The sequence below is a fragment of the Clostridium sp. AF27-2AA genome (assembly GCF_003478505.1).
Taxonomy (GTDB): domain Bacteria; phylum Bacillota; class Clostridia; order Lachnospirales; family Lachnospiraceae; genus Brotaphodocola.
On record NZ_QUFI01000014.1, the window covers coordinates 61,150 to 85,427 of the forward strand.

General features: G+C 49.4%; 19 protein-coding genes. All 19 read right to left on the reverse strand.

Annotated features, from left to right (window positions below):
* Window positions 1–47: 47 nt before the first annotated feature.
* Window positions 48–269 (reverse strand): DUF3791 domain-containing protein, encoded by a 222-nt coding sequence (locus DWY84_RS09675; protein WP_013274273.1) that lies wholly within the window; start codon window positions 267–269, stop codon window positions 48–50.
* 3 nt (window positions 270–272) lie between these two features.
* Window positions 273–512, reverse strand: a complete 240-nt coding sequence (locus DWY84_RS09680) for a hypothetical protein (protein WP_005539002.1) — start codon at window positions 510–512, stop codon at window positions 273–275.
* Window positions 509–991 (reverse strand): DUF3990 domain-containing protein, encoded by a 483-nt coding sequence (locus DWY84_RS09685; protein ID WP_013274275.1) that lies wholly within the window; start codon window positions 989–991, stop codon window positions 509–511. Before DWY84_RS09685 ends, DWY84_RS09680 begins: the two co-directional genes overlap by 4 nt.
* A 21-nt stretch (window positions 992–1,012) precedes the next feature.
* Window positions 1,013–4,726: a BREX-1 system adenine-specific DNA-methyltransferase PglX gene (gene pglX / locus DWY84_RS09690; protein WP_118532762.1), complete on the reverse strand. Its 3,714-nt coding sequence runs from the start codon at window positions 4,724–4,726 to the stop codon at window positions 1,013–1,015.
* Window positions 4,727–4,746: 20 nt separating this feature from the next.
* Window positions 4,747–8,400: a BREX system P-loop protein BrxC gene (gene brxC, locus DWY84_RS09695; RefSeq protein ID WP_118532764.1), complete on the reverse strand. Its 3,654-nt coding sequence runs from the start codon at window positions 8,398–8,400 to the stop codon at window positions 4,747–4,749.
* Between the two features lie 18 nt (window positions 8,401–8,418).
* Window positions 8,419–8,994, reverse strand: a complete 576-nt coding sequence (locus DWY84_RS09700) for a DUF1788 domain-containing protein (protein ID WP_005929853.1) — start codon at window positions 8,992–8,994, stop codon at window positions 8,419–8,421.
* 1 nt (window position 8,995) lies between these two features.
* Window positions 8,996–9,604, reverse strand: coding sequence for a DUF1819 family protein (locus DWY84_RS09705; protein WP_007882141.1), 609 nt, complete (start codon window positions 9,602–9,604; stop codon window positions 8,996–8,998).
* The gene (locus DWY84_RS09710; protein ID WP_005929859.1) at window positions 9,585–9,812 is read right to left on the reverse strand and encodes a helix-turn-helix domain-containing protein; all 228 of its coding nucleotides are present in this window, start codon (window positions 9,810–9,812) and stop codon (window positions 9,585–9,587) included. Before DWY84_RS09710 ends, DWY84_RS09705 begins: the two co-directional genes overlap by 20 nt.
* 322 nt (window positions 9,813–10,134) lie before the next feature.
* A complete protein-coding gene (locus tag DWY84_RS09720) occupies window positions 10,135–11,601 on the reverse strand; it encodes a relaxase/mobilization nuclease domain-containing protein (RefSeq protein ID WP_118532766.1) in 1,467 nt (488 codons plus the stop codon).
* 61 nt (window positions 11,602–11,662) lie between these two features.
* Complete coding sequence (locus DWY84_RS09725) at window positions 11,663–11,932, reverse strand: protein BART-1 (RefSeq protein ID WP_118532768.1); 270 nt, start codon at window positions 11,930–11,932, stop codon at window positions 11,663–11,665.
* Between the two features lie 16 nt (window positions 11,933–11,948).
* Entirely contained in the window at window positions 11,949–12,254 is a 306-nt protein-coding gene (locus DWY84_RS09730; protein ID WP_118532770.1) for a hypothetical protein, read from the reverse strand.
* 151 nt (window positions 12,255–12,405) lie between these two features.
* Window positions 12,406–12,738 (reverse strand): plasmid mobilization relaxosome protein MobC, encoded by a 333-nt coding sequence (gene mobC / locus DWY84_RS09735; RefSeq protein ID WP_118532772.1) that lies wholly within the window; start codon window positions 12,736–12,738, stop codon window positions 12,406–12,408.
* Window positions 12,735–18,992 carry an SNF2-related protein gene (locus DWY84_RS09740; RefSeq protein WP_243024817.1) on the reverse strand — a complete coding sequence of 2,086 codons (6,258 nt, stop codon included), beginning with the start codon at window positions 18,990–18,992 and terminating at the stop codon, window positions 12,735–12,737. The genes mobC and DWY84_RS09740 overlap by 4 nt, the downstream gene beginning before the upstream one ends.
* Before the next feature lie 5 nt (window positions 18,993–18,997).
* Window positions 18,998–19,342 carry a TnpV protein gene (locus DWY84_RS17770; RefSeq protein WP_243024819.1) on the reverse strand — a complete coding sequence of 115 codons (345 nt, stop codon included), beginning with the start codon at window positions 19,340–19,342 and terminating at the stop codon, window positions 18,998–19,000.
* An 803-nt stretch (window positions 19,343–20,145) separates the two neighbouring features.
* Window positions 20,146–20,352: a transposon-transfer assisting family protein gene (locus DWY84_RS09745; RefSeq protein ID WP_097783070.1), complete on the reverse strand. Its 207-nt coding sequence runs from the start codon at window positions 20,350–20,352 to the stop codon at window positions 20,146–20,148.
* Window positions 20,353–20,946: a YodL domain-containing protein gene (locus tag DWY84_RS09750; RefSeq protein WP_118532776.1), complete on the reverse strand. Its 594-nt coding sequence runs from the start codon at window positions 20,944–20,946 to the stop codon at window positions 20,353–20,355. It lies immediately after the preceding gene.
* Window positions 20,933–21,241: an immunoglobulin gene (locus DWY84_RS09755; RefSeq protein WP_118532778.1), complete on the reverse strand. Its 309-nt coding sequence runs from the start codon at window positions 21,239–21,241 to the stop codon at window positions 20,933–20,935. Before DWY84_RS09755 ends, DWY84_RS09750 begins: the two co-directional genes overlap by 14 nt.
* Complete coding sequence (locus tag DWY84_RS09760) at window positions 21,238–22,125, reverse strand: LPD16 domain-containing protein (protein ID WP_118532780.1); 888 nt, start codon at window positions 22,123–22,125, stop codon at window positions 21,238–21,240. Before DWY84_RS09760 ends, DWY84_RS09755 begins: the two co-directional genes overlap by 4 nt.
* On the reverse strand, window positions 22,122–24,200 hold the full coding sequence (locus tag DWY84_RS09765; protein WP_118532782.1) for a DNA topoisomerase 3: 2,079 nt from the start codon (window positions 24,198–24,200) through the stop codon (window positions 22,122–22,124). The genes DWY84_RS09760 and DWY84_RS09765 overlap by 4 nt, the downstream gene beginning before the upstream one ends.
* Between the last annotated feature and the right edge of the window lie 78 nt (window positions 24,201–24,278).

A 24,278-nucleotide genomic window follows, 5' to 3' on the forward strand; every position in this document is an offset into this window, starting at 1 on the left:
TCCTTTACTTGATAGATTCCGCCCTTTGGGGAATATCATACAGGCAGTTACGCCTTGATCCGTTTATTGCCTGTGATGCTGCTAATATAATCGTCAATATCCTGCACGATACAATGATCCCCCATTGTGTGCAGTGATTCAAAATACTTTGTGATGTACCCATAGATGCCATACTCTTCAAAAGTCTTTGCTACATCTGCACCGGAAAGCCCTTTGAAATGACGGTACCGCTCCATGCAATAAATCAAAAAATTGGATTCTTTGCTCATCACTCACGCCTCCTCCGGGTAATCATAGGAGCCTGTCAGAAGTTCATCTTGATACATGGTATACAGCGTCATCGGGCTGTAATGCCACAATTTCGATTTTTCATCCGAAAGCTCCTGATAGAGCTTGGACTGATAAAAGCGGGAAATCGCTTTTTCATCATCCACATTGCTGTTTTTTGTAATCTGTTCGATGATGGGCGGCACAATGATTGCAAGCATTGCGCTGAACTGATCTTCATTCATACAAGCTCCCTCCCTTCAAAATGCAAGTATTGCAGGGACTTCTCAGTTGCAAACACCAGCTGGTTGAACAATTTCCGAATCTTGAGTGCCGCCAGTGTTTGTTCCTTATCCAACACTCCGGTCATATACAGGGTAATGGTACGGTACACATCATCATTTGCCACAGCACCATAAATCAGATCATGCTGCTTTCCCTGATAGGTTCCCTGACGGTTCTCAGCTACAAAATCCAGCCATGCTTCATCTGGGCTATCAAAGCGCAGCAAGCTGCACTCCTTGAAAGCCACAGCTTCCTCTACGGAATAAATATTGAGCGTAGCGGCTCCTGTTTTGCGGCGGTCAGTGACCTTTTGAGCGAAGTTCACTGCCTGATCGCGGTTAGTGGTGGTGTAAAATCCAAAACCGAAGTCCAGATAGCGATTTTGCCGGATAAGTTTCGGCTGTTCTACGATAACATTGCTTCCGTGGTACAAAATCATTGCAAACGCCTCCTGTTCCTCTTATTTCTTTTCTTTCACCATGATGTTCTTGCTGTCCGCCAGCACCTCATAGAACTTGCCGTCCTGCGCGGTCTGGAGCTTACGGTAGTTGACCTTTACGCCGTCATCGAGGTCAAGCTCGATACGGGAAAGTGCCAGATGGCTGATCTTCTCATCGTATTCCCGGCATTCCTTCAGCTGCTTGGCAAGTTTATCCTTACGCTTGGAGGCTGCTGCAACCTCACGGGCATTCTCGCTGTGATCCATCATATCCTGCATCCGGTTGATTTCGGATTCATACACACGCTGCATCTTGTGCAGGTAGTCGATACGCAGGTTACCGATAGTATCCGGCGTGTAGCGGTGCAGGTAAACCAGTGCCTTGAAGCCGTTCTGCTTGCCACTGTCAAACAGCCAGTAGATCGGACGCTTGCCGGAACCGGTAACAGAATAGGTCTGGCAGTGATCCTTGAAGAAATCGTTCAGGAAGTAGTTACGGATAATCTCCCGGCTGGTGCCGCCCTTATTGCCAAGGGCTTTTGCGATGTAATCAAGGTTTGCTTCCAGCGTATCAGCACCGTACACCACCTTCAGCCAGTCGCACAGGCGCGATACGATATCATCGTCCAGATATTCTTCATCGGTGATAGGGATAACATTGTCAGCATCCGGGAAAAACATTTCCTCGACCACGACACCTTCATTGCTGTATGCACGTTCCAATTCATCAGCAGAAATCGTTCCAGGGCGGTCGTTCAGCTTATCCGCAAACGCCTGCAAGGAATACGGTTCACCTGCAAAAATCAAGCCATCTTTATAAATTGAGTAGCGACCAAACATACAGCCCACAGCATAGCTCAGCAAACTTTTGATGTCCCGCTGCAAATCCGCCTTGCGCACGGTTACATCCTTGTCCTCCACTTCCGGGGTCAGTTCATCCCGCAAGCCGTAAATGTCGATAAAAATGCGGTTCAGCTCTTCTTCGTTGGTTTTCAGCTGGTTAAAACGGTCATCGCATTCTGACTGCCACTGGGTAAAGGCTTCGGAAATCGTGGAAACATTGCGAATCAAGGGGTGCTTTTTAAAGTCCCAAGAGGTTTCAAAGGAATCCCAATCAGTTTTAGATGATTTGACATTTTCTTCAACAAGTTGATTTATCTGCTCATTTTTCTTGATTAACACTGGTGTTTTTCCCAAGGGGCCCTCATGATAGTCAAGTGTCGGTGAGACCATTTGAAGAAAACATTGAATAACCGGAGAATTATACAACCCCAATATATAATCTAATAAATCATCACTGGTAAAGCACATTGATCCCTTCGTTTCAAAAATAAATCCATTTGGAACATATCTCATTCCAAAAGGCCCAGAAGCAATCGTTGACCATGTCATTCCTTTATGAAAATATAAATCTCGATTGATAACTCTTCCGTTTGATTTCACTTTAACACCAGGAGTTGTGTCAATATAATCGCAGATAGTTTTACCTGAGTTCTCATAATTAACAACATAATCAAAGTTCCCATACCATCTTCTAAATGCTCCGCCTTTAGTAACGGGGAACCATTTTTTCTTTGTTTCTAATGCTTCCTCCTGTGAAGTACACCCCAATCCCATTTTCTTAAAAGACACTTCCGACCACAATCTTAAGAACAGATCATTGTTGGTAGTTGCCATTCCTTGGCGTGGTCGCGCAACATCGTATAGAATCTGGTTACTAAATGCTTTTAGCATTGCATCACTTGTCCAATAAGCTATCGCCCCTCCAGGAATTTTCCCAAAATCATCCTGATTTGCGGTATAGCGATTTTCCCCTGCAAGGAACATTTCCTCTTTTCCCTGCTGAGAGGTCGGTTCAATCAATCGGCAATAAGTGCCTTTATAGTCATCAATATGATTTACACACCGTACAAAGGCAGTAGTCTGGACAACTTCACCGCCAATTTCTTCAAAGGCTCTTGCTCCCAGATGGGCCATGTTAACCGTTTCGGTCTGCATCATCTTTTCGCGGAGCTTTTCAAAGCTGGAAAGGAACATCCAAGCGTGCTGTGTAATCATTGCCTGAAAACCGTTGTTCACAGTCATCTGACGGCAACGCTCAATAAACACGGCAAACAGGTCAGCTTTGCTGTCCGGGTAGTTCTTCTTGACAAAGTTGTTGACATTTGCACTCAGATTGCTGGTTCCGGCATAGGGCGGATTCGTGCAGGTAACCCAATACTTCCGCGCCATGGTCTTGCCAATATCAATGAGTCGATTCAGCTGCTCGGCGGTATCTTCCACACCCACGCTATCCATGCTGATCTGACCGGCGGTATCTTCCGCTGCCACAAACTGGCGCAGCAAATCCCAGTTGTAGCTCTCCACATTCAGGATAGAGCCATACTCCTTGGCATCGGTCAGGGTGTTCAGCAGACCTTCCAGCTGCATCTTGGCGGCGTTCTTCTCAATATCATCCATCCCTGCGCCGAAATACTTCAGGTGCGCACGGTTGATACTGTTGCTCTCCTGAATGGCATAGACATGGCAGGTGTTTTCTCCGTTGAGGATACGGCGGTTGTACTGCCGTGCTTTCATCATCACGGCAAAGTACGCCAGCTGATAGGCACGGTCATCAATGTCCAGACCGTAGATGTTATTCTCCAGAATGCTTTTTGCAGCATCACGCTGGCTGTAACCGGCACTCTCGTAAATCTGCATCAGCACATCAAAGGCGTATACGAGGATATGGCCGGAACCCATGCAGGGGTCGATGAGCTTTATATCCTCCGGGTTCAGGGCAGCGTACTCTTTACGAATTTCCGCCAGTTTTTCCTGCACCTCCGGCTCCTGCTGTGCTTCTTCCAGATAGTATTTCCAGTTTTCTTTCAGGTCGCATTCCGGGTGTCCTTCCACCCACAAACGGCCAAGGCTGTTCTCCACCATGTAGCGGACGATCCAGTCCGGGGTGAACAGCTGGGTTACAGCAGGGATTTCCTCTTTGGTGATCTTACCGTTCTTGGCAAATGCAGCGGCCTTCGGCTCGGTATTGTAATACTGGTACAGCCAGCCGATAATCTCCACCTGACCACCGCGCTCGATGTTGAAGTCATCCTCCGGGATATCGTGAATCAGGTGATAGACTACACCATCCTGGTCAATAACGGACAAGCTGAGCAGCAGCTCGGTGTAGTTCTTTGTCTTTTCAAACAGCGCAGGCAGAATCTCGTTCAGGGCGTTGCACTGTTTCAGGAACAGGATGCGGAACACTTCGTCCAGCTTGTTGTCCTGCTTCAGCTGGAAAATCTGAGCTTCTTCCTCCGCAGTGAAGGGAAGCTCTGCGTCAAACGGTGTTGTGACCAGATCCGGCTCCAGCTTTCCGCTCTCGGAAGAAAGCACCCTGATATGGGAAGGCAGATAGTCGTTGACTTCCATGAAACGGATCGCAATCAGGCGATTGAACCATGTATAGGCAACCTCCTCGATCACATACTGATATGCGGTTTTGTAGTCGGTATCCTTTTCCTTCTGCTGGATGACCTCTATCAGCTTGTCACGCTGGCGCACGGCCTCACCGGAAATCGAATACGGTTCTGCGGTGCCGATATCAAAGAACTGAGTGCCGCCGAAGCTCTGCGGCAGCGGCTTGGCAATGCCGTCCTCCGTAATACCGATCAGGCGGGCATCATAGCTAACATCTGCAATCAGCTTATTCCGCGCCCAAATCGCAAAATTCTTTATGGCTGTCTTGTTCATGGAGCCAATCCTCCTGTCATTTATAGTTCAATGTTGACGATTGTATCTTCGTCCATCTCTTTCAGCAGATTTTCACGCAATGCGGCAAGGTATTTATCAACGTCGTCCTTACTCTCCAACCGCCACGATGCAGTCTTGGCAACCGTCTTGATGGAAACATTCTTCGTGGTGCGCACCTTATATACCGGCTGCGGTTCCGCTACCTTTTCTGCCGGTTTCACGGTCTCGCCGCGTTTTTCCGCCTCTTCTTCCTGACGCTTGCGCTCTGCCTCGGCCTTTGCCGCTGCATCCTGCACAAGACGGATATCTTCTGCGTTCATCTCGTTGAGCAGGCGCAGCTTCAGTGCCTCCGCCTTATCTGCGAAGCTTCGCAGAGTGGAAACATTGTTGCAGTGCTCCGCACCGTCCATGATCTCCTTAAAGAGTTCCAGATAACGGTTGAACTTCGCATCCTTATAAGGCTTGGTGTTCAGCACTTCAAAGACACGGTTCCGATCCTGATTGATGGAATCCTTGACCGGCTCTGCCTGCTCTTCCAGAATGCGCATATAGCAGTTCATAAACTTCTCGCGCAGCTCCGGCAGCTTCGGAATCTCCTTGTAGGGCTTCGCCATCCGGACAATGGTGCGCATCTTGGCCACCACGTCTTCCAGCTCTGCATCCACGATGTAGGTCTTGCTGTCCTCGTAGATATTCAGCATATCCAGCGCACGGGTGAAGATGGTCAGCTGCTCACTGCCAAAGAAATCACGGATAGGCTCATAGTCCTCGCCAAAATCCATCAGATCGTCCTGCTCGTCAAATACGATCTTAAAGAATTCCAGCGGTGCCTGAATCTGCACCAATGCGGAAAGCCGCTTCTTGCCCTTTTCCAGAATTTCTTTTCCGGGATAGGCGTAATTCTCATATTTCGGTTCCAGCCGCTCAATCTCAGTGATCCGATTCTCACAATAGTGCTGGAAGTTCTTCATAATGGTATCTTCGTCATCGGCAGGCGGTGCCACCTTGAACAGCTCTTTCATCACGGTGCGAACGGCCTTTTTCTGATTTTCCGGCACCCGGACGCGCACTTCCGTCAGCAGCTTATCCACGAACTGCTTCTTCGTGATGTAGCCGATGATTTCCTCTTCGGAACGGTTGTTCAGATTGACGCTCTCACCGTTGACCGTAAAGGACAGATCTCCACGCTTAAAGAGACGTGCCACCAGCCAATGGATGTCATCTTCCACAAAGCCATAGGGTGCTTTCATAAAGCGATCCTTGATGGTTTTCATAGAAGTTTTCATGTGCATCCGGGAGTTACCTGCCACGAATTGCAGCACATCATCCAGTGCGTGAACATTGGATTCTCCGGTATCTCCCAGTGCCAGCGACAGCTGATTGCTGGTCTTGAACATCTTCCGGATGTCTGCTTCGCCCATCGCTGCGTCGATGTAGGACAGCTTGTGGTAAACCGTCTGCACCAATCTTCCGATTGCCTCGTTGATGCGGCTGGTCACTTCCTTGCCGGAGGTGTGCAGCACATCGCCATTGACATAGATGGTAGCCTCTTTCAGAGCTTCCGTCAGGTAAAGCTTGGCGTTACCGTTGCGTTCCCGCATCTCCACGCGCTTTGCCTCCTTAATGGTCTCATACTTGGCAAGCTGCACAGAGGTATTCTTGCGCAGGAACCGCTCAATTTTTAAGTATGCTCGCATTTCCGTCAGGAACGCATCATCATTCGGCAGAACCACAAGGACTTCCTTGCCCTGGCCAGAGAGTAGGCGCAGCGTACCATCATCGGTGCCGCCCTCATACCACGGGGTCAACACACGGAGGCCGATATCGTAATTCTGGTTTGCCTTATAGGGGCGGTCATCCACTGTCTGATTGAAGGAGAACGCATACCGTCCACCAAAGCTTGGATACTGATACTTCTTGCTGGAGAAAATGTCCTCATAGATCATCTCCGCAATCTTCGTGATGACCTCCGGCATCTCCACATTTTCTTTTTCGATTTCGTTGTTGATTTCCTGTTCCTCATCGGTCAGGAATACATAGATGGAGCCATTTTTCTGGATCAGCATCTGGCGCATCAGCACTTTCAGTGCATCCTCCACCTGTGCTTTCAGAGAAATACGATCATCGTCAATGCTGGTAATCATCAGACTGACGATGTTGTCCACGTTGGCTTCGATCTCCAGAACATATTTAATCAGGAAAAGGGTCTTCAGCACATTGATGGCAAAGACATCTTTTTCCTTCTTTTCCGGGTTGATGTAGCTGTTATCATAAGCGCGGATGATCACGCTGCTGTGGCTGTGGTCGAGGAAGTTTTCCAACGCATCATAAAACCGATAGAACGGCACGATGGCTCCCATCTCATCGTCCATCAGCTGCATGGCAGATTCTTTGAACAGAGCCAGCATGGAGCGTTCACCTTCGGACAGGTGTTTACCGGATGCACCGTGGGTACGGATGCTGGTCAGCACGCTGGCAAGCAAATTAAACTGGTACGGAACAAAAGGATAAACCTCTGCAAAATCTTCTGCGTTGGCGTACAGTTTTTTCTCCACGCCGTCGTTGAAGACAATCAGATTTTTGATGATGGTTGCTTTCTGGTCATAAAGCAGACGCAGGCTCTGTGCTGCGGTCTCTGTCTTATCCAGAATACGCTTTTTGATAACAGCGTCCACATTGGCAGAGGACAAAGAAAGACGTGTATCGAAACGTCCCTGAATCTTGGAGAAGTCGTTACCCTTCACCTTGGTAATGGAGTCGATATCCTGCTGGCTCGTTACGATTACCCAAGCCTTGCCCATGCATTCCTTGCCCAGTTCTTCCGTCACTGTCTGAAGGTTCAGCATCAGCTTAGAATCATCACCAATGTACTGGCCGATCTCATCCACAAGGAAGACAACATGATGGTTGTTCCCTTTTTTATCAATATAGGACTTTACACGCTTGGCGAAATCCTCAATGCTGATCTGGTAGCTCTCGGTTGCTTTCTCGCACCAGTTACGGGCAGCTGATTCGCTCATGAAATCCATGTCAGAAAGAACATCGACAACGGAATCCTGAATGAAATCGAAGTCCTGGCGAGAGCTTTCCCACGGATCGCCATACTCTTCTTCAAACTTTTCCTTAAACTCTTCAAAACGTCCTTCCTCGGAAAGCCTGCGCTCCAGGTCAGCAAGGTGCGGCATGGAACCGCAGAAGCCCTGCATCTCATTGAAAACCTTCAGGAATACGTTCACAATGGCATCTTTATTTTCTTTGCCATTCGAATCGCTTTTGGAATCAATATTGAAAAGAATTACATCCGATGGGGTGTTTGCTGCCAGCTGCATATCTGCCAGCACCATCTGATTGGTAATCTTCTGATCCTCGATAAAGTAGTCGATGGCATGTTTGTCTCCGACCTGTTTATTCTGAAGCAGATAGGACAGGATTTTCAGAAAATGAGATTTACCACTTCCAAAGAAGCCGGAAATCCAGACACCCATTTTCGGTGTGGTTCCCTGAATACCTTTTTTATATGCTGCAAAGAAATCCGCAAAATGACGCTGAAGCTCACGGGTCACAACGTACTCTTCCAGCTCCTGCGCTACATTTGTTTCTTCACCCTGACCGACAATGATAACGCCCTGTATCTCACGGTCAATTTTCTTTCGGAACATGTCCTTGATCTGCATAACAGTTTCCTCCATCCATTACTTTACCAGTCGGAATGCCCGGTAATAGTTATCGTCTTTAATCTCATTGAACAGGATCAGCTCCTGCTCATTATAGGTTCCCGGAAAGAACATCACGACCGGGCAGCGCACAAATGCCTGATGCAAGTTGTTAAGCACCTTGTGGGAGCGCAAAATCGGATAGCACTTGCCGATACCGGTTAAGAACACGACTGCATTCTCCGGCGTATGTTCTTTGATATATTGCACGATCAGGCTGTCATCGTCATTCACCTTCATGGAGTTGGTCACTGCCTTGACGATACGCTCGATTCCTCGCTTTTTTTCAAAGTCATAGCACTTTTCCATAAAGTTTTTCTTTTCCAAAAAGTCAATGATGATATCATACAGGTCAAAGACCACAAGCTCAAAATCATCATCGCCCCGGTCATTCTTATTTTTCAGATACTCTACACGCTCCCGAACTTCCAGTTCCTTTTCCGGTGGATAATCAAACACCCAATAGTTGACCTCATTTGCGCGGCCTGTTCCTTTTCGGAAAGATGGCTTATGGATTGCAAGCTCCATCTCGTCCAGTCTTTGGCTTAAATCCATTTCATCTTACCCCCGTCAGTGTTTTTACCATGATGCCAAGATCATGGTCATAAAGCCAATGCTCAAATGCAATATCAAGAATTGGCTTCAGTATTTTTCTTGTGCTGTTTGCCCGGTTGCTTTCTAAAAGCCCCGCTTCATAAAGCTGCGTTTTATAGCAGGAACCGAGGCGGCGCAGCGTATAGTCTTGAAGAGAAGCCACTTTCTCACTCTGTTCCTGCTTATTTTTGAAAAATATCCGGATATCTGCATCCGTCAGCTCATCGGAACCAAGAATCATTTTTTCCCGCACTACTTCATACACAAAATCAAAGAACAGCGTGTCATGCAAAAGAGCCGCAGTCAGCACAAATAGTTTTTGTGTAGCAAGATCACTGCTCAAAAAGATTGGATAAAAGCTTTCATCTAATGTCTTGATACGGGCTGTTACGGTAGAATAAATCTGCTGCGCTCGTAGTTTTGTCGGTGCACCATAGATGTTTGTCTCTTCATTCAACTTTTTAATATCTGCAAAGCTCTTACCCTCGCTCAAAAGCTGCACGGTTTTCCGAAATTCCATGAACCAGAACGAAAATTTCACTGCTCCGGCACTATACGGTTTTCTTTCCATCTTCGTTCTCTCCATTTCCGGATTTTGTTTTAATGTATTTGCCGCTTTTGATTCTGGCATCCTTCGGCTTTTCGGCGTTAATAGGAATGACCCACTGATGGCCTAAACGCTCGGCACCATCAATTCGCCCTTCCGTGCATAATGTCTGTACTCTCCTTGTGCAGATGCCCCATTTTTCAGAAGCCTGCTTAATCGTCATGAAATCCATACGGAACCTCTTTTTCGATGTCTAAAGTCACTCGCAGCAAGTTAAAATTTCTCATTTATATTCTACTCCAAGAAACGAACAAAATCAATCGAAAGTTCTTCCAAATTTTGAACGATTTTTTTAGAACCCACTCTTCTGCAAGCAGGGCTTTCGTGACACGAAAGCGATTTTCTGCTTGTTGGGGAAGCTCCCCAATCCCCATAGAACGCTGCCTGCGGCATCGGGCTGCGCATCCGTTCCGGATGCTTCAACGGCAGTTCCTGCCAAAGAAAAAAGCCCGGTGCAGAACGAGCATTACACCCACACTGCACCGGACTTTCCATCATCGACTACTCTGTCTATTTTCTTCTTCCTGCCGCACTTCCTGCTCATGCAGCTGCTCTTTTTTCTGCTCATCCTCTTTCAGGATTTCCTGCACAATCTTCTGCGCCACAAGCCAATCCTGCATTTCCGATTTGGTCTTGCGGTACTCTGCATAAGAGCTTTTCTTTCGTTCCAGAAGCATTGCATACTCTGCGTTCAGCTCGCTGATGCGCGGGAGCTTCTTGTCAGAGCCGTTCTCTTTCTTATAGGCATCAAATGCCTTTTTCGCTGCGCTGCGTAAGGCCAGCGTATCCCGATGGGCTTCATAGAACTCCCGATTGTAACCGGATGCTTTATACGCGGCAAAAACATCTTTTGTCTTGGCATAATTGATTAGATGCTTCCGCAGCACCGACACTTCCGACATCCGTGCCTCATCTGCTTTTACAGATTCCAGCAGCGCATCACATTTTTCTGAAATTCCATCTGCCTTTTCCTTCAGCTCTGCATAACTCTTGATTCCATGCTCTTCCATGAACATCATAGCTTTTGCCATCTGCTTCAGATTAAAGACTTTCGCCCAACGCGCATATCCCGCGCCTCTGCCCTCCTGCATTTTGGTACGGACATCTATAAGGAACGACAGCTCCGCCTTCTGATGCACCTGTGACGACCGTGCGCTTGTGCGGTTTTTCTCTACATATTTGCTTTTATGAACCGCATTTCCAGCAATCACTTCGCAGAGTTCTTCAACCGAATATCCTTTACCAAGAGAGCGGAAGCGGGCAAATCTGGCGTGGCCTTTTCCCCGCAGTGCAGGCTGTTTTCCATCTTTATACTCGTATCCTGCTTCCTGCAAAATTCCAATCAGTTCCCGGAAGTCTTTTGGTTTTCTTGCCAATGCTACATCAATGGCCTCGCAGATTTCATCTCGCTGCGATTTTTTCTCCGGGTATTCCGTTCTCTTCTGCCGCTCTCCATAGGGCTTCCGGATAATGACCGACAACTGGTGTTCCAGGCAGACGATATCACTGAGCCTTGCCAGTGCAAGACCGGATAAGCGAAAATCTCGGAATTTTCTGGTGCAGTCTAATGTAGTCGAATTAAAAATAATGTGGTTATGAATGTGCGCGCGATCAACATGGGTTGCAACGATAAATGCGTGTTTTCCCTTGGTGAATCGCATGGCCGTCTCATACCCAACCTTGTTTGCCTCCTCCGGCGTAATTTCTCCGGGCTTAAAGGATTGCCGAATCTGATATGCAATCACATCATGCGCCTGGGTTCTACCCGTGATATGCTCATACTGCCGTTTGGAAAGCAGAAATTCTTCATCACAGATCTTTGCGTCACAGGCATACGCACTAATGTATTTTCCATCTTCCGTCTTTGCTGCATTCTCAGAATAATCAGTACGGTCAGCCAAACACTGCGCTACCGTCTTTCCTTTATTGATATGCAGAGCAATTAGTCTTGTAGCCGCCATTTTTCATATTCCTCCATCTAAAAAGAGCTACCCGAAGGCAGCTCTTACCAATTCACTATTCTCATTTTAACATCCGTTCCCGATCATAAGCTCCCTGCAAATAAACTGCCTGCTTGATGCTTTCTTCCATATCGAAATAGACACACATGATGTTTTCGTACAGCTTCCACACATTAGATTCGCTGCCACCCACCATTTCCATCAGTTGGTCTTCCATCTTTGAATGCTCAGACTGTTTTTCCTGATAAGCTGCCTCATCCACAAAATGATTCTCTCCATCTGTTTCCTCGTACCGTAAATCATAATAATCTTTCATAAACTGAATATCCATCTAATCCCTCCTGAACTCAAATTGTCAAAACATCCTCTACACGCTCGCACAGCTGCTCCATCAGTTCCATGATACCGCCCGCACCAACCGCAGCTGCGAACAGTCCCATCTCAATCAGGGTCAGCAGGAACACATCCGTCCAGCTCGCCCGAACCACAGAATAGATGCCGCAGCCAAGAACGAACAGCATAACCGGCGAAAGCACCCACAGGGATAGCTGCATCAGCAGATTCCAGATAAAGCATAGAAATCGCAGCAGAAACGCAACCGGCAACAACAGGATTTTCAGCACCAGCTTCAACAAAAGACATACGATCTTCATGAATCTCACCCCTTCGTTTTTCTTTTCATCTTCATTTTATCGTACCCGCTTGCCAAACACCACGATGTCAACAGGTAGACCAAAAAATATGTAACGGCACAGACCGTTTCATCTGTGCCATGTGCTGTAGAAATCCCGCACGTTTGTGCCGTCATCGAATACCAGAAAGCCTCTTAAGGATCAGCTTCTGCATCTCCCAGAGTTCATCCAGCCGCCTCTGCAAATCCCGAATATCCTCCGCATAGATGCTTCCGGTTTCATTGGCTCGTTTTGCGTACTGATTCAGGTTATTGCTGCATCGGCGAAGAAGGGTAGACACTTGCGCCACATCCGACAAATCAAGATTCACGCAGTATCCGTCCATCGCCATTTTTCTCATATAGGCACCGGTATTCCGAATCCCCAATTCCTTCTGCTTTTCACGAATCCTCGCCAGCTCTTCCGGGTTTACCCGGACATTGATCCAGTGTTCCCGAACGCTCATAGTGCCACCTCCTCATCATCCCGATGTGTCACCGGCGGAATGCGACCTGCACGGTCACGCAGCTCTGCCAGGACAGACGGCTTTTCCATTGTTTTCTCACGGTCAGGATCATCCTTTCCACGGTCATCCATATTCAGCAGTACGTCCAGTTCTGCCAGTCTTGCGCTCTTCTCTGCCAGTTCTGCCTCCTGGGGAAACGGCTTTCCAAGCTCGGCCTGCGCCGCTTCCTGCTGGCTTCTAAGACTGTCCAACTGCTGTTCCGCCTTTTCCAGCCTTGCAGGAATCCCGGCAAGAGCATTGTCCAGACGCTGGATATTGCCCGCCGCACTGGTTCCGATGGGCACTCGGTGGGTCATCTCGCCTTTCAGCAGTACCTGATACTCTTTCTGGAAGCTGTCAAACGCAAGTTCCATCTTGAAACCACGATAACTGCCAAGCGGCACCGGCTCCAAACTCTGATTGGCTTTACAGACCGCAAGGATTGCTTCACCGGCCTCTGCCTTTTCGGTAAATCGTGTGCCATTCACCTCCATACCGCAGAACCCTTCTTCCGGCAGCGGATGTGCCGCCACCGTCCGAATATCCGACTGAAAGCCCTTGATGAACCCTTGCGTTTTCTCAATCTCCGCAGGGAAATATTTCATCAGCTTATCTTCCAATCGGTACTGCTGGCTCTGATGGTCTGCCTTCAATACCTTCAGCCTTGCAACATCCACATCCAAGTCCATTTTTTCCTTGATCTGCGGGTCTCCTGCACAAAGTGCCTTGATCTCCGCATAGGAAAGTGCCTGTTCATCCACATCATCACAGGAACGCACCGGAGATTTGCTGGTCATGATCTGACTGATAAACTTCTGCTTATTCTCCAGTGTCTGATAGAGGTAGGCATCAAAGGTTCCTTCCGTCACATACTGATAAACCTGCACTTCTTTGTTGCGGTTGCCCTGACGGATGATACGGCCATTTCTCTGGGTCATGTCCGCAGGCCGCCAGCCCACATCCAGATGATGCACGGCCACCAGCCTGTCCTGCACGTTCGTGCCTGCACCCATCTTCTGTGTCGAACCTAACAACACCCGCACCTGCCCGGTACGGACTTTGGCAAACAAATCTTTCTTTTTTGCCTCGGTATCAGCATCATGGATAAATGCGATTTCTTCTTCCGGTACACCGGCCTGGATGAGTTTGGCGCGGATATCCTCATAGACATTGAAGGTTCCATCGTTTTTCGGCGTGCTGAGGTCGCAGAACAGCAGCTGGGTCAGCTTATCCGACTGTCCTTCCTCATAAATCCGAAGCACATTCCGTACACAGGCATTGAGCTTACTGTTGGGGTCATCCGGCAGGAGCGGATTCATCAGCCGCTGATCCAATCCCAGTTTTCTGCCGTCCGATGTGATTTTCAGCATGTTATCGACCGATGGGTCTACCACACCGGAATGCACAGCCGCCGCCCGTTCCGAAAGCTCCGCTACCATCGCCTGCTGATGTTCCGAAGGCTGCACCACCACGGTTTCAAACTTTGCCTCCGGCACCGGCAGATGCAGCTGATCGGAAGTCTTGATATCCGCCACTTCCTTGAACATGTTCATCAGCTCCGGCAGGTTGAAGAACTTTGCAAATCTCGTTCTTGCCCGGTATCCGGTTCCTTCCGGTGCCAGCTCAATGGCCGTGGTGGTCTCACCAAAAGTAGAAGCCCAGCTGTCGAAATGGGTCAGCCCTTTCTGCTGCAATGTGCCATACTGGAGGTAGCGCATCATGGTGTAAAGCTCTGTCATGCTGTTGCTGACCGGGGTGCCGGTCGCAAAAATGATGCCGCGCCCGCCTGTCAACTCGTCCATATACTGGCACTTCATAAACATATCCGAAGATTTCTGCGCTTCCGATGTGGATAAGCCTGCGACATTGCGCATTTTTGTGTAGAGGAACAGGTTCTTGAACGCGTGTGCCTCGTCTACGAACAGCCGATCTACGCCCAGCTGCTCAAAGGTAATCACATCGTCCTTACGGTCGGTTGCCCGGAGTTTCTCCAATCTCGCCTCCAATCCTTTCCGGGTCTTTTCCATCTGCTTGATGGAGAAACGTTCGCCATTCTGGGATTTCATCTCAGCAATGGCGTTTTCGATTTCATCAATCTGGGCAGTCAAAATCCTCTCCTGCCGTTCTGCGGACACCGGGATTTTCTCAAACTGAGAATGCCCGATGATGACAGCATCGTAATCGCCAGTGGCAATTCGTGCACAGAACTTCTTTCTGCGGGCAGTTTCAAAGTCCTTTTTGCTTGCCACCAGCAGTTTTGCGCTCGGATACAGGCGCAGAAACTCATTGGCCCACTGAAGGGTCAAATGATTCGGAACAACGAACATGGATTTCTGGCACAGTCCCAGCCGTTTTGCCTCCATAGCAGAAGCTGCCATCTCGAAGGTCTTGCCGGCACCTACCTCGTGGGCCAGCAGCGTATTGCCTCCGTACAGCACATGGGCAATGGCATTCTGCTGATGTTCCCGCAGCCGGATTTCCGGATTCATGCCGCCAAAGCGGATATGAGAACCATCGTACTCACGGGGACGGGTACTGTTGAACAGCTCGTTATACTTTTCCACAAGTTCCGCACGTCGATAAGGGTCTTTCCACACCCAATTCTGGAACGCATCCTTAATGGCCTGCTGTTTCTGCTGGGCAAGGGTGGTCTCCTTTTTGTTCAGCACCCGCTTCTGCTTGCCGTCTGCATCCTCCACGGTATCGTAGATACGGATATCCCGCAGATTCAGCGTATCCTCCAGAATCCGGTAGGCATTGGCTCGGCTGGTGCCGTAGGTCATATAGGCATGGACATCATTCCGGCTCGGTGTACTCTTGCCGGTGATCTGCCATTCTGCCGTCATGGGAGAAAATTTCACTTCAATATTTCGGCGCAGGTAGAACGGCGGTTCAAAGGTTTCTTCCATGAACTGCTGGATATAATCCCGATTGACCCATGTGGCACCAAGGCGCACATCAATCTCCGACGCATCCAGGTCTTTCGGCTGTGCTTTCTTCAAATATTCCGTGTTCACCGCAAAGGCAGGGTCAGAAGCCGCAGCCAGTTCTGCCACGCGGAGCTTTTCACGGACATTGCCGGACAGATATTCGTCAGCAGTTACCCAGCCGGTTTCCTCGCCACCCTGCGTCATCGGGTCTTTGAAAATGACACCATGCAATTCCTGCTGGATTTTTTCATATTCCCCCGGTGTTCCTAAAAGCTCCGACATATAGGGCAAATCCACTCTGCCGCGCTCTCCGATGGAGATTGCCAGAGCTTCCGCCGGAGTATCTACGCTGGTAACAGCCCGTTCCGGTCGAATCGTCCGTTTGGTGAACATATCCGCCTTGGATTCCAGCCTTCCGTTTTCGTCCACATTTTCCAGAGAGCAAAGCAGATAATAAGACGAATCTTCCGAAAAAGCCTGCGCATTTGCACGGGAGTTGATAAGCCCGTATTGATCGGCGAATCGGTCATAGGCTACATTCAGTTCCCGCTGTTTCTGGGCAATCGCGTCCTCCGGGTAATCGTTCAGCTGGTAGTCAATCAGTTCCTGCACAATGGTGCGAAGCTCCACCATGCCCTTAATTCTGCCGGTGGCTGTCGCAGAAAGGTCAGCCTTTCGCATGATGCTGTTCTCACGGAAGTAGACATCCCCATCCACCACTGCATAGGAGAAATTCTTTACATTGGGGTCTGCCGGAATGGTTTCGCCCTGCAAGGACAGTTCTTCCTCCGGTGCCAGCTCCTGCGCTTCATAGTGCCCGCCGATGTGCTGCACAGCCTCATGCAGCTGGTCTCCCAGATCCGCACCTGGAATCGGAATGACCGTACATTCTTCCTTGCCGTACTGGGTACTCTCCGTTGTAATCTCACCCAGCACCATTTCCGGGTGGTCAACAAAGTAACTGTTAAGGGTAATACCCTCCGATGTCAGCCCCAGATGCACCCAATCCGGTTCGATATCAATGGGATGGTCTCTCTTTTGCAGGAAAATGATATCCGACACTACATCTGTACCGGCATTGGCACGGAATGCGTTATTGGGAAGTCGGATGGCTCCCAGCAGTTCTGCCCGCTGCGCCAGATACTTTCGTGCATCTGGATTCTTGGAATCCATCGTATAGCGGCTGGTAACAAAGGCCACGATGCCACCGGGACGAACCTGATCCAATGCCTTGGCAAAGAAATAGTTGTGGATAGAAAAACCGAGCTTATCATAGGGTTTATCGCTGACACGGTAGTTGCCAAATGGCACATTGCCCACAGCCAGATCATAGAAATCGCGGCGGTCGGTGGTTTCAAAACCTGCCACCTTGATTTCTGCCTGCGGATACAGCTTCTGCGCAATACGCCCTGTGATGGAATCCAGTTCCACACCATACAGTCTGCTTTCCAGCATGGAATCCGGCAGCATACCGAAGAAGTTGCCGACACCCATCGACGGTTCCAGAATATTGCCTTTCTCAAATCCCATACCGTCCAACGCTTCATAGATTGCACGGATCACGGTAGGACTGGTGTAGTGTGCATTCAGAGTCGAAGCCCTGGCTGCGGCATATTCTTCTTCCGTAAGAGCTGCTTTCAGTTCCTTATATTCGCCTGTCCAGGCAGCTTTCTCTGCGTCAAAGGCATCTGCCAGCCCGCCCCAGCCGACATAATTGGCCAGTGTTTCCTGTTCTTCCGGTGTCGCATCCCTGTGCTGGTTTTCTAAGGTTTTCAGCGTGTAGATAGCATCCATGTTGGCACGGAATTTCTGTTTGGGACTGCCTTCGCCAAGATGAAAGCTGTTGATACGATAGTTTTCTGCATGAGTGTTCTCCGGCTCTGTCTCTGGAATTACCGATTTTTGTTCCTCACTTTGCTTTTCTCTGCCGGGATTCAGATCAACCACCAGGTTATGCAGGTGAACATTTTCCTCATGCTCCAAAAGTCTTGCCAGATTCTCCTTGCTTTCCGAGCGGAAGATCGGATACACGGAATCCGGGTCCCGAAGCTCCACATCAAAAAGCCCGACTTTTTCAATCGTAAATGCCTTTCCGTCCAGATACAGCGTATCGCCGACACGATAATCTGGCTGCACTGGAGCTGCCGGTTCTGGCTGCACAGTTGCAGGCTCTTTTTCAGCCTCCATATTCCTGCCGCGAATCTCCTGCAACGCCTCTGACGCACTCACATAATCGGCAAATGTCTGCACTTTTCCGTCCGAATATCCGTAATACTCTTCTTTGACATAATCCCAGATGGCAAACGCATCTTTAGAATCCGGGAAGTTCTCGCCGGTCATCGTGACTACAAATCGTTCATTCGGTGCATAGCCTGACTCTCTGGCAAGTTCTCTGGCATGTTCCTGCATTTCCAGCACAAGAGGATCTGTCTCTGCGTGAGCCGATTCCGGTGCTTCTTCAGATTCCACATCCGGGAATGGAATGTCCTGCTGCAAATTCTGCTTGCTCTGTTCAACATAGAGCCAGTCTTTTGCTTCTCGTTCCTGAACTTTTTCAATCAGTTGCTGGCGGTAAGTCTCTGCCTCCCATTCGCTGGTAAACTCTTCGCTGACACCATCCGGCTCTACATGAATGCCGTCCTGAATATCATCCCAAACCGCATAGCCATCGTCTGTCTCCATCACGGTAAATCGCTGGGGTGCTGCCAACTCGCTCCGGGCATAGACATCCGCAGCCGTATTCAGCATATTGTCCACATGCTCATTTCCGGTATCATAGCGTTCCGGTGGCGTTGGCGGAAACACATGGGCGGCAGTCGGCATAGGAAGCGGTGCACCATATTCCTGCTCCAGCTTTCGATACTCTTCCATTTCCAGCGCGGTAAGATATTGACCATTTTCCACAAGCCGGTCTAACCGCTTATCCACCGCCGACCATGTGAGGCGCGCCTCCCGGTCATGGCCGTAATTGCGAAGCAGAATACCTTTTCCGTCATAATCCGCAAAACCGCGACTGCCATCCATAAAGGTATAGCTGTGACCACCGATACCGTATTCCGCTTTCAGAAATGCAGCTCGTTCTTTTGCGTCCCCTTGCTGCTGATACAGCGCATAAATCCGGATTTTTCCGCCTTCAAAATTGGAGCCTGTCCGTAGCATCCGGTCGATTTCATCCTCAGAAATGACAAAAGCGGAGGGCTTTTCGCTCTCCGCTTCTCTGGCTGCATTTTCTGCCGCCGCATCAATTTTCTGAATCTGCTCTGCTTCGGACTGAAACAGGCTCATAAAATTTAACTGTTGATAAGTTCCGTCAGAATAACTTTCTCTGCCTGCGCTTTCAACATGTTCATGTGCTGCACCCAGGCCATCTGGTTCGATTTCTTGTCCGGTGCCGGATTCGCTTTCAAAAGCTCCGCCATCATCTGCTCCATCCGTGCGGTCGCGGTCTCCTGAATCTCCCACAGATGCGGGTACAGTTTCTCGGTCAGGATCAGGTGATTGTACAGCAGCGTGTTGTTCTCCTGCAGGAACGCTCTGCGCATTCTCCCGTACTTGCCCAGTGGCTTCTGTTCCTGCACCGACAACTGGATGTCCGGAATCAGGTAATCGCCGTTCTTCGTGTAATTCAGCTCCATCATAGTTTTGGCTCCTTTCTGCCTGCTTATCTCTTTCATAGGTTCGGATCGTGCGTTCAATTTCCCGGAAGATCTGGCTGGACATTTCGCTGACCGCAGTTCCCAGCACATTGGCGGCAGCCTGCGTATTAAAATCAAAGATGTCCAGAAAATCCTCGTGTTCAAAATAGTCATCTGCATTGCCCACCGTCCGGGTAAAGACGGAATATGCGATGCTGACAGCGGCAGCTCTCTTAAAGGAAGCTCCGATGTTGAGTTCATCATATCCTTCCAGATAGGAATCTGCAACGATGTCACTAATCTGCCTGCGGTTTTCCTCCCAGTAATCCCTTGCAAGGCGTTCTGCCGCTTCCATGATATGATTCTCCAGAGACCCGGCACCGGCCGGAACATCAAACGCAGCATCCAGTGCCCGAATGATCGGCTGCTCATGCTCCGCGTTCATTTTCCAGAGCTGTACCGGACGGGAATTTTTCCGTTCTCCGGTATCTGCCACATCAAATACATACCGCAGTTTCGGCTGCTCCCCACGCATATCCAAAAGAGCAATGCCCTTGGAGCCACGCTTTACATAGCGGTTCATCCGGTCATTCCAGAGATCGTACTCTGCACAGGCCGTTGCTTCTGGTCTCTGCTTATAGATCATCAGCTGTTCCGCAAAGGGATACTTATAAAGCCGTGCGGATGTGGTCAGAAACGCTGTCCACTGTTCTTTGCTGCCAGTGATCTGTGCCGCAGCTTCCTGTGCCATCTGCATATAATAAGCCGTTTTCGTCATCATCTGTCTATTTTCCTCCTCTCTCTTATTCGTCCGGATACAAATCCAGTGCCTCATATTCTGCATCTGTCATCTCTGCCAGTTTCGCAAGCAGCGAGGCCGTCCACCTGCGCAGATTTCTGTCTCTGCCCGTCAGACTTTTTTGCATCGTCTGAAGCTCTGCAATCAGCCCTGTCCGTGTGCCAGGGCTGTAAAGCATCATGAGCATCCATTCGTCATCCGTAAAACGCATTTATAACTCCTTTTCTTCGCAGCACCTGCGAGGCAGCGCAGGCGGCACCGCCTCCTGCTTTTCCTTCAGCTGATCCAGAACCGATGCTTTCTCTGCCGGTTCTTCCTTCTTTCCGTTATTGATCACGCCGTCAATCATGCCGTAATCGTCCTCCATCGCCATTTCTGCGGCTTTCAGGTAATTCTCCGGTTTCAAAAATCCGGGCAGTTCCTGGAAACCGATGGAATCCACATAGTGACAGCTTACAACACCATTCTGCCGTAAAGCCACGATGTCAGACACAGAAAGACTATGCCCAGTAAAATCATTAGGGCGGGAAACATTGAATTTCGCATACAGCTCCTCCAACATCGTATTCTGATCCTTGTAGGGAAGCAGCGGAGCCGTATAAACCACTTCATAATGGTCAATATCCGGCTCCAGCCCCATCCGTTCCAGTTCGCGCATAGACGAAAAGCGTTCATATACCGTATCCTCGCTGCGGCGAAGCTGCAAAATTGCATACTGGTCGGTAGTACTGTCGAGAAATGCCATCATCTTCTCATCCAATGCCTGATTTCCATGCACTTCATCCCATTTTTCAATTCTTGCCATCATTCATTTCTCCCTTCTCCATAAACGGCAGTCCATTTTTCTTTGCTTCCTGTCGCTGCTGTTCCCGACGCTTTTCACTGTAAGGCGGTCGGATACCGACGCAGCGTTTCGGAATCGTATAAGTGACCGCCCCATGCTCCCGGTGCTCCAAAACAAACTGCTCCGGATACTGTTTTCGCAGTTCCCGGAGCTTCTTAATCAGGCGGCTGTCATGGGTGTAAACACTGGCGGTATCCAGTTCATTGTCAAAATTGATGACGGTTTCCTGCTCCGCCTTCGTAAGCTTATATTTCATCGCTCCGCCTCCTTCGCCTTGGCAGCTTTCACCGGCGTATCCGTTCTGGAAGACAAATCCGAGAGTTTACCCAGCACAGATTCCCGTCTGCTGATTTCTGCATCCTCTGCACGATCACAAAGTTCATCATAGTCAATCCGCGTCATGGTGCGTCCACCGAATCCATAATCCGAAAGGATCTGGTCTCTGGCCGCATTCATGCTGATTTCTGGGTTGTCGATCTGTCCACCGTCAATTTCAGTGAAGTCCTTATGATATAAGGTATAGTCGTAACCGTCCTCACAGGTCTGAATGGCAAGAAAGCCCTTGCTTCCCAAATCCCATGCGCTGCATTCTTCCGTAATCAGCGGCTCCGGGCGGCATGTACCGCCACCGCGTTCCAGCATTTCTGCCAGCTGACAGATGTGCAGAACATCATACCCAAGGCGCAGATGATATTCGTCCATATATTCGCAGCGAGCTGAGAACTTCCGATTCGGATACTCAATCTCCACCGCACTGCCATCCGGAATTTTGAACCGATCCTCGTAGCTGCTGGTGATAAACCGAATATTTTTAGCATTCTCCAGCTCAGTATCAGCCTTTTTCATCTGCCAAAGAACCTTTCTGCCGCCGCGCATCTGCTCCAGCATCTCCGGAGCTACCGGCGCAACGGTAAGACCGTCCAGCTGGGGAATCTCCTTGAGTGCTGCCACCCTCGCGCTTTCTTCGAGAGTAGAAAACGATTGTTTATCCAACACATCCCAACCCATGTGTCCCTCGGCAATCTGCACCTTGCTGCCCATATCAAAACAGTGGAACTCCACACCGTCCTGCTTTTCCTGCAAGGAAAGCAACGCGACATTATCCACCAGATAAGCTGCATTCATCATTTTCATGCTCATTTTTTACCTCCAAACACCAGCTTAAATGCTGCTGCACCGTCCTCGCCGGTCTCTACATGAACGGTTGTGTCATAGTAACGATTGGACTTCCTGGAATAGCAATGGATAAGCCGTGCTTTTCCCTGATTTACCAGTTGCTTTGCCAGTTCCTCTGTCATCTGCTTTCCCAGTGTCTGAAAGAATCTGTTTTCCTTCCAGAGTGCAAATTTACAGTTCTTATCCCTGCAAAACCAACCCTTTGCCGTTTCACAGACATCACTGCCGCAGGCGGGACAGGAGCCAATGACCTTGCGTTCCGGCTGCATCAGCACATCGGCTCCTTTTACAGCCTCGTAAGTTTTAACAAGTCCGCTAACCATGCTACTGATTTCTCCCATAAAGGCATCACCGTCATACTCGCCGTGTTCTATTTTCAGCAGTTTTTCCTCCCAGTCTGCCGTCATAGATGGAGACTGAATCTGTTCCGGCACCACCGTCACCAGCGCATTTCCCTTGTCCGTAGAGCAAAGATATTTCGTTTTCTTATCGCCCCTGCGCTCGATAAAGCCTTTCTGTACCAGTTTTTCGATAATGGCAGCGCGTGTGGCCGGTGTACCGATGCCTTTACGCTCTACGCCAGCCGGGAACTCATCCGAGCTGGCACTTTCCATTACTGAAAGCAGAAGATCTTCGGTAAACCTCTTGGGTGGGCTGGTCTTACCTTCTTTCAAATCGACACGGGCAAGTTCCAGTGTCATGCCTTCCGAAAGCTCCGGCAGTTCACCTGCCTCCGCATTCTTCTCAGCCTCTTCACTCGGCTTTCCTGCATATCGTCTCCAGCCTATATCCGTGGCTGTTTTGCCTTTTGTACGGAACTTCTGACCGGCGCACTCCGCTTCTACTACGGTTTCTGCATAGAGGCAAGGTGTTCCGACTGCACAAATCAGCCGCACAGCCAACATAGTAAGGATCGCCTGTTCTCCACTGGGAAGAGAGGAAATGTCATAACTTGCCGCTGTTTTTGTAGGGATAATGGCATGGTGATCGGTGACTTTCTTAGAATTGATGACCTGCGCTGCATTCACCGGTGCCGGTACATCCGGATGAATTTGAAAGCTCTGCTGAATCACGGAAACAAGTTCCGGCACAAGCGGTGCCATATCATCCGTCAGATACCGGCTGTCGGTACGGGGATAGGTTACGAGTTTCTTCTCGTACAGAGCCTGTGTGTAATCCAGGGTCTGCTGGGCAGTGAATCCCAGCTGCCGATTTGCTTCTCTCTGAAGCGATGTCAGATCAAACAAGGCCGGGGGCTTCTCTGATTTTTCTTTCTGCTCTACCTTGGTAATGATGGCACTTCCTGCCTGGCAACACTCTGCCACCAGTTTTTCTGCTTCTGCTTTTTCTTTCATTCGCTCACCGCCCGCTTGAAAATCCCGAAATTTTAATTCTGCCGAGTAGAACGGCTCCGGCTTGAACGCCCGGATTGCTGCATCTCGCATAACCACCATCGCAAGCGTTGGTGTCATCACGCGCCCCACATTCAGGGTCTGCCCATACAGACATGAAAAAAGCCGGGTGGCGTTGATTCCGACAATCCAGTCGGCTCGCTCCCGGCATAAAGCCGCCTCATATAAGGCATCATATTCTGTTCCCGGTCTGAGCTTCTGAAAGCCTTCCCGGATAGCACTGTCCTCCATTGATGAAATCCAAAGCCGTTCCACCGGCTTTTTGCAGCCGCACTGATGGTAAACCAGTCGGAAAATCAGTTCGCCCTCACGCCCTGCATCGGTTGCACAGATCAGACTCTCCACATCTTTCCGCTGCATGAGCTTTTTCAGGATTCCGAACTGCTTTTTCGTGCTGGCGGACACCTGATACTGCCAATGTTCCGGCAAAATCGGAAGATCATCATACTTCCACTTTGCATACTTTTCATCATAGGCTTCCGGCTGGGAAAGTTCCACCAGATGCCCCACACACCAACTGACAAGGTAGCCATTGCCCTCCATATAACCGTCCCCGCGCTGATTTGCTCCGATCACCTTCGAGAGACTCATGGCAACCGAGGGCTTTTCCGCTAATACAAGCTTCATTCGATACTGCTCCTTTCACAAAAAATTAGCAGCCAGGCACCGAAGCGCATGACTGCTATGTAAAAGGGACGGCTTCTC

Bases quoted from the DNA above. Each gene is read 5' to 3' on its own strand.
- DWY84_RS09745 (WP_097783070.1), bottom strand. From the start codon at position 20,352: ATGCGTTTTACGGATGACGAATGGATGCTCATGATGCTTTACAGCCCT.
- brxC (WP_118532764.1), bottom strand. From the start codon at position 8,400: ATGCAGATCAAGGACATGTTCCGAAAGAAAATTGACCGTGAGATACAG.
- DWY84_RS09765 (WP_118532782.1), bottom strand. From the start codon at position 24,200: ATGAAGCTTGTATTAGCGGAAAAGCCCTCGGTTGCCATGAGTCTCTCG.
- mobC (WP_118532772.1), bottom strand. From the start codon at position 12,738: ATGAGCGTTCGGGAACACTGGATCAATGTCCGGGTAAACCCGGAAGAG.
- DWY84_RS09740 (WP_243024817.1), bottom strand. From the start codon at position 18,992: ATGAGCCTGTTTCAGTCCGAAGCAGAGCAGATTCAGAAAATTGATGCG.
- DWY84_RS09755 (WP_118532778.1), bottom strand. From the start codon at position 21,241: ATGAAATATAAGCTTACGAAGGCGGAGCAGGAAACCGTCATCAATTTT.
- DWY84_RS09760 (WP_118532780.1), bottom strand. From the start codon at position 22,125: ATGAGCATGAAAATGATGAATGCAGCTTATCTGGTGGATAATGTCGCG.
- DWY84_RS09680 (WP_005539002.1), bottom strand. From the start codon at position 512: ATGAATGAAGATCAGTTCAGCGCAATGCTTGCAATCATTGTGCCGCCC.
- DWY84_RS09750 (WP_118532776.1), bottom strand. From the start codon at position 20,946: ATGGCAAGAATTGAAAAATGGGATGAAGTGCATGGAAATCAGGCATTG.
- DWY84_RS09725 (WP_118532768.1), bottom strand. From the start codon at position 11,932: ATGGATATTCAGTTTATGAAAGATTATTATGATTTACGGTACGAGGAA.
- DWY84_RS09675 (WP_013274273.1), bottom strand. From the start codon at position 269: ATGAGCAAAGAATCCAATTTTTTGATTTATTGCATGGAGCGGTACCGT.
- DWY84_RS09710 (WP_005929859.1), bottom strand. From the start codon at position 9,812: ATGGATTTCATGACGATTAAGCAGGCTTCTGAAAAATGGGGCATCTGC.
- DWY84_RS09730 (WP_118532770.1), bottom strand. From the start codon at position 12,254: ATGAAGATCGTATGTCTTTTGTTGAAGCTGGTGCTGAAAATCCTGTTG.
- pglX (WP_118532762.1), bottom strand. From the start codon at position 4,726: ATGAACAAGACAGCCATAAAGAATTTTGCGATTTGGGCGCGGAATAAG.
- DWY84_RS09720 (WP_118532766.1), bottom strand. From the start codon at position 11,601: ATGGCGGCTACAAGACTAATTGCTCTGCATATCAATAAAGGAAAGACG.
- DWY84_RS17770 (WP_243024819.1), bottom strand. From the start codon at position 19,342: ATGGAGCTGAATTACACGAAGAACGGCGATTACCTGATTCCGGACATC.
- DWY84_RS09705 (WP_007882141.1), bottom strand. From the start codon at position 9,604: ATGGAAAGAAAACCGTATAGTGCCGGAGCAGTGAAATTTTCGTTCTGG.
- DWY84_RS09685 (WP_013274275.1), bottom strand. From the start codon at position 991: ATGATTTTGTACCACGGAAGCAATGTTATCGTAGAACAGCCGAAACTT.
- DWY84_RS09700 (WP_005929853.1), bottom strand. From the start codon at position 8,994: ATGGATTTAAGCCAAAGACTGGACGAGATGGAGCTTGCAATCCATAAG.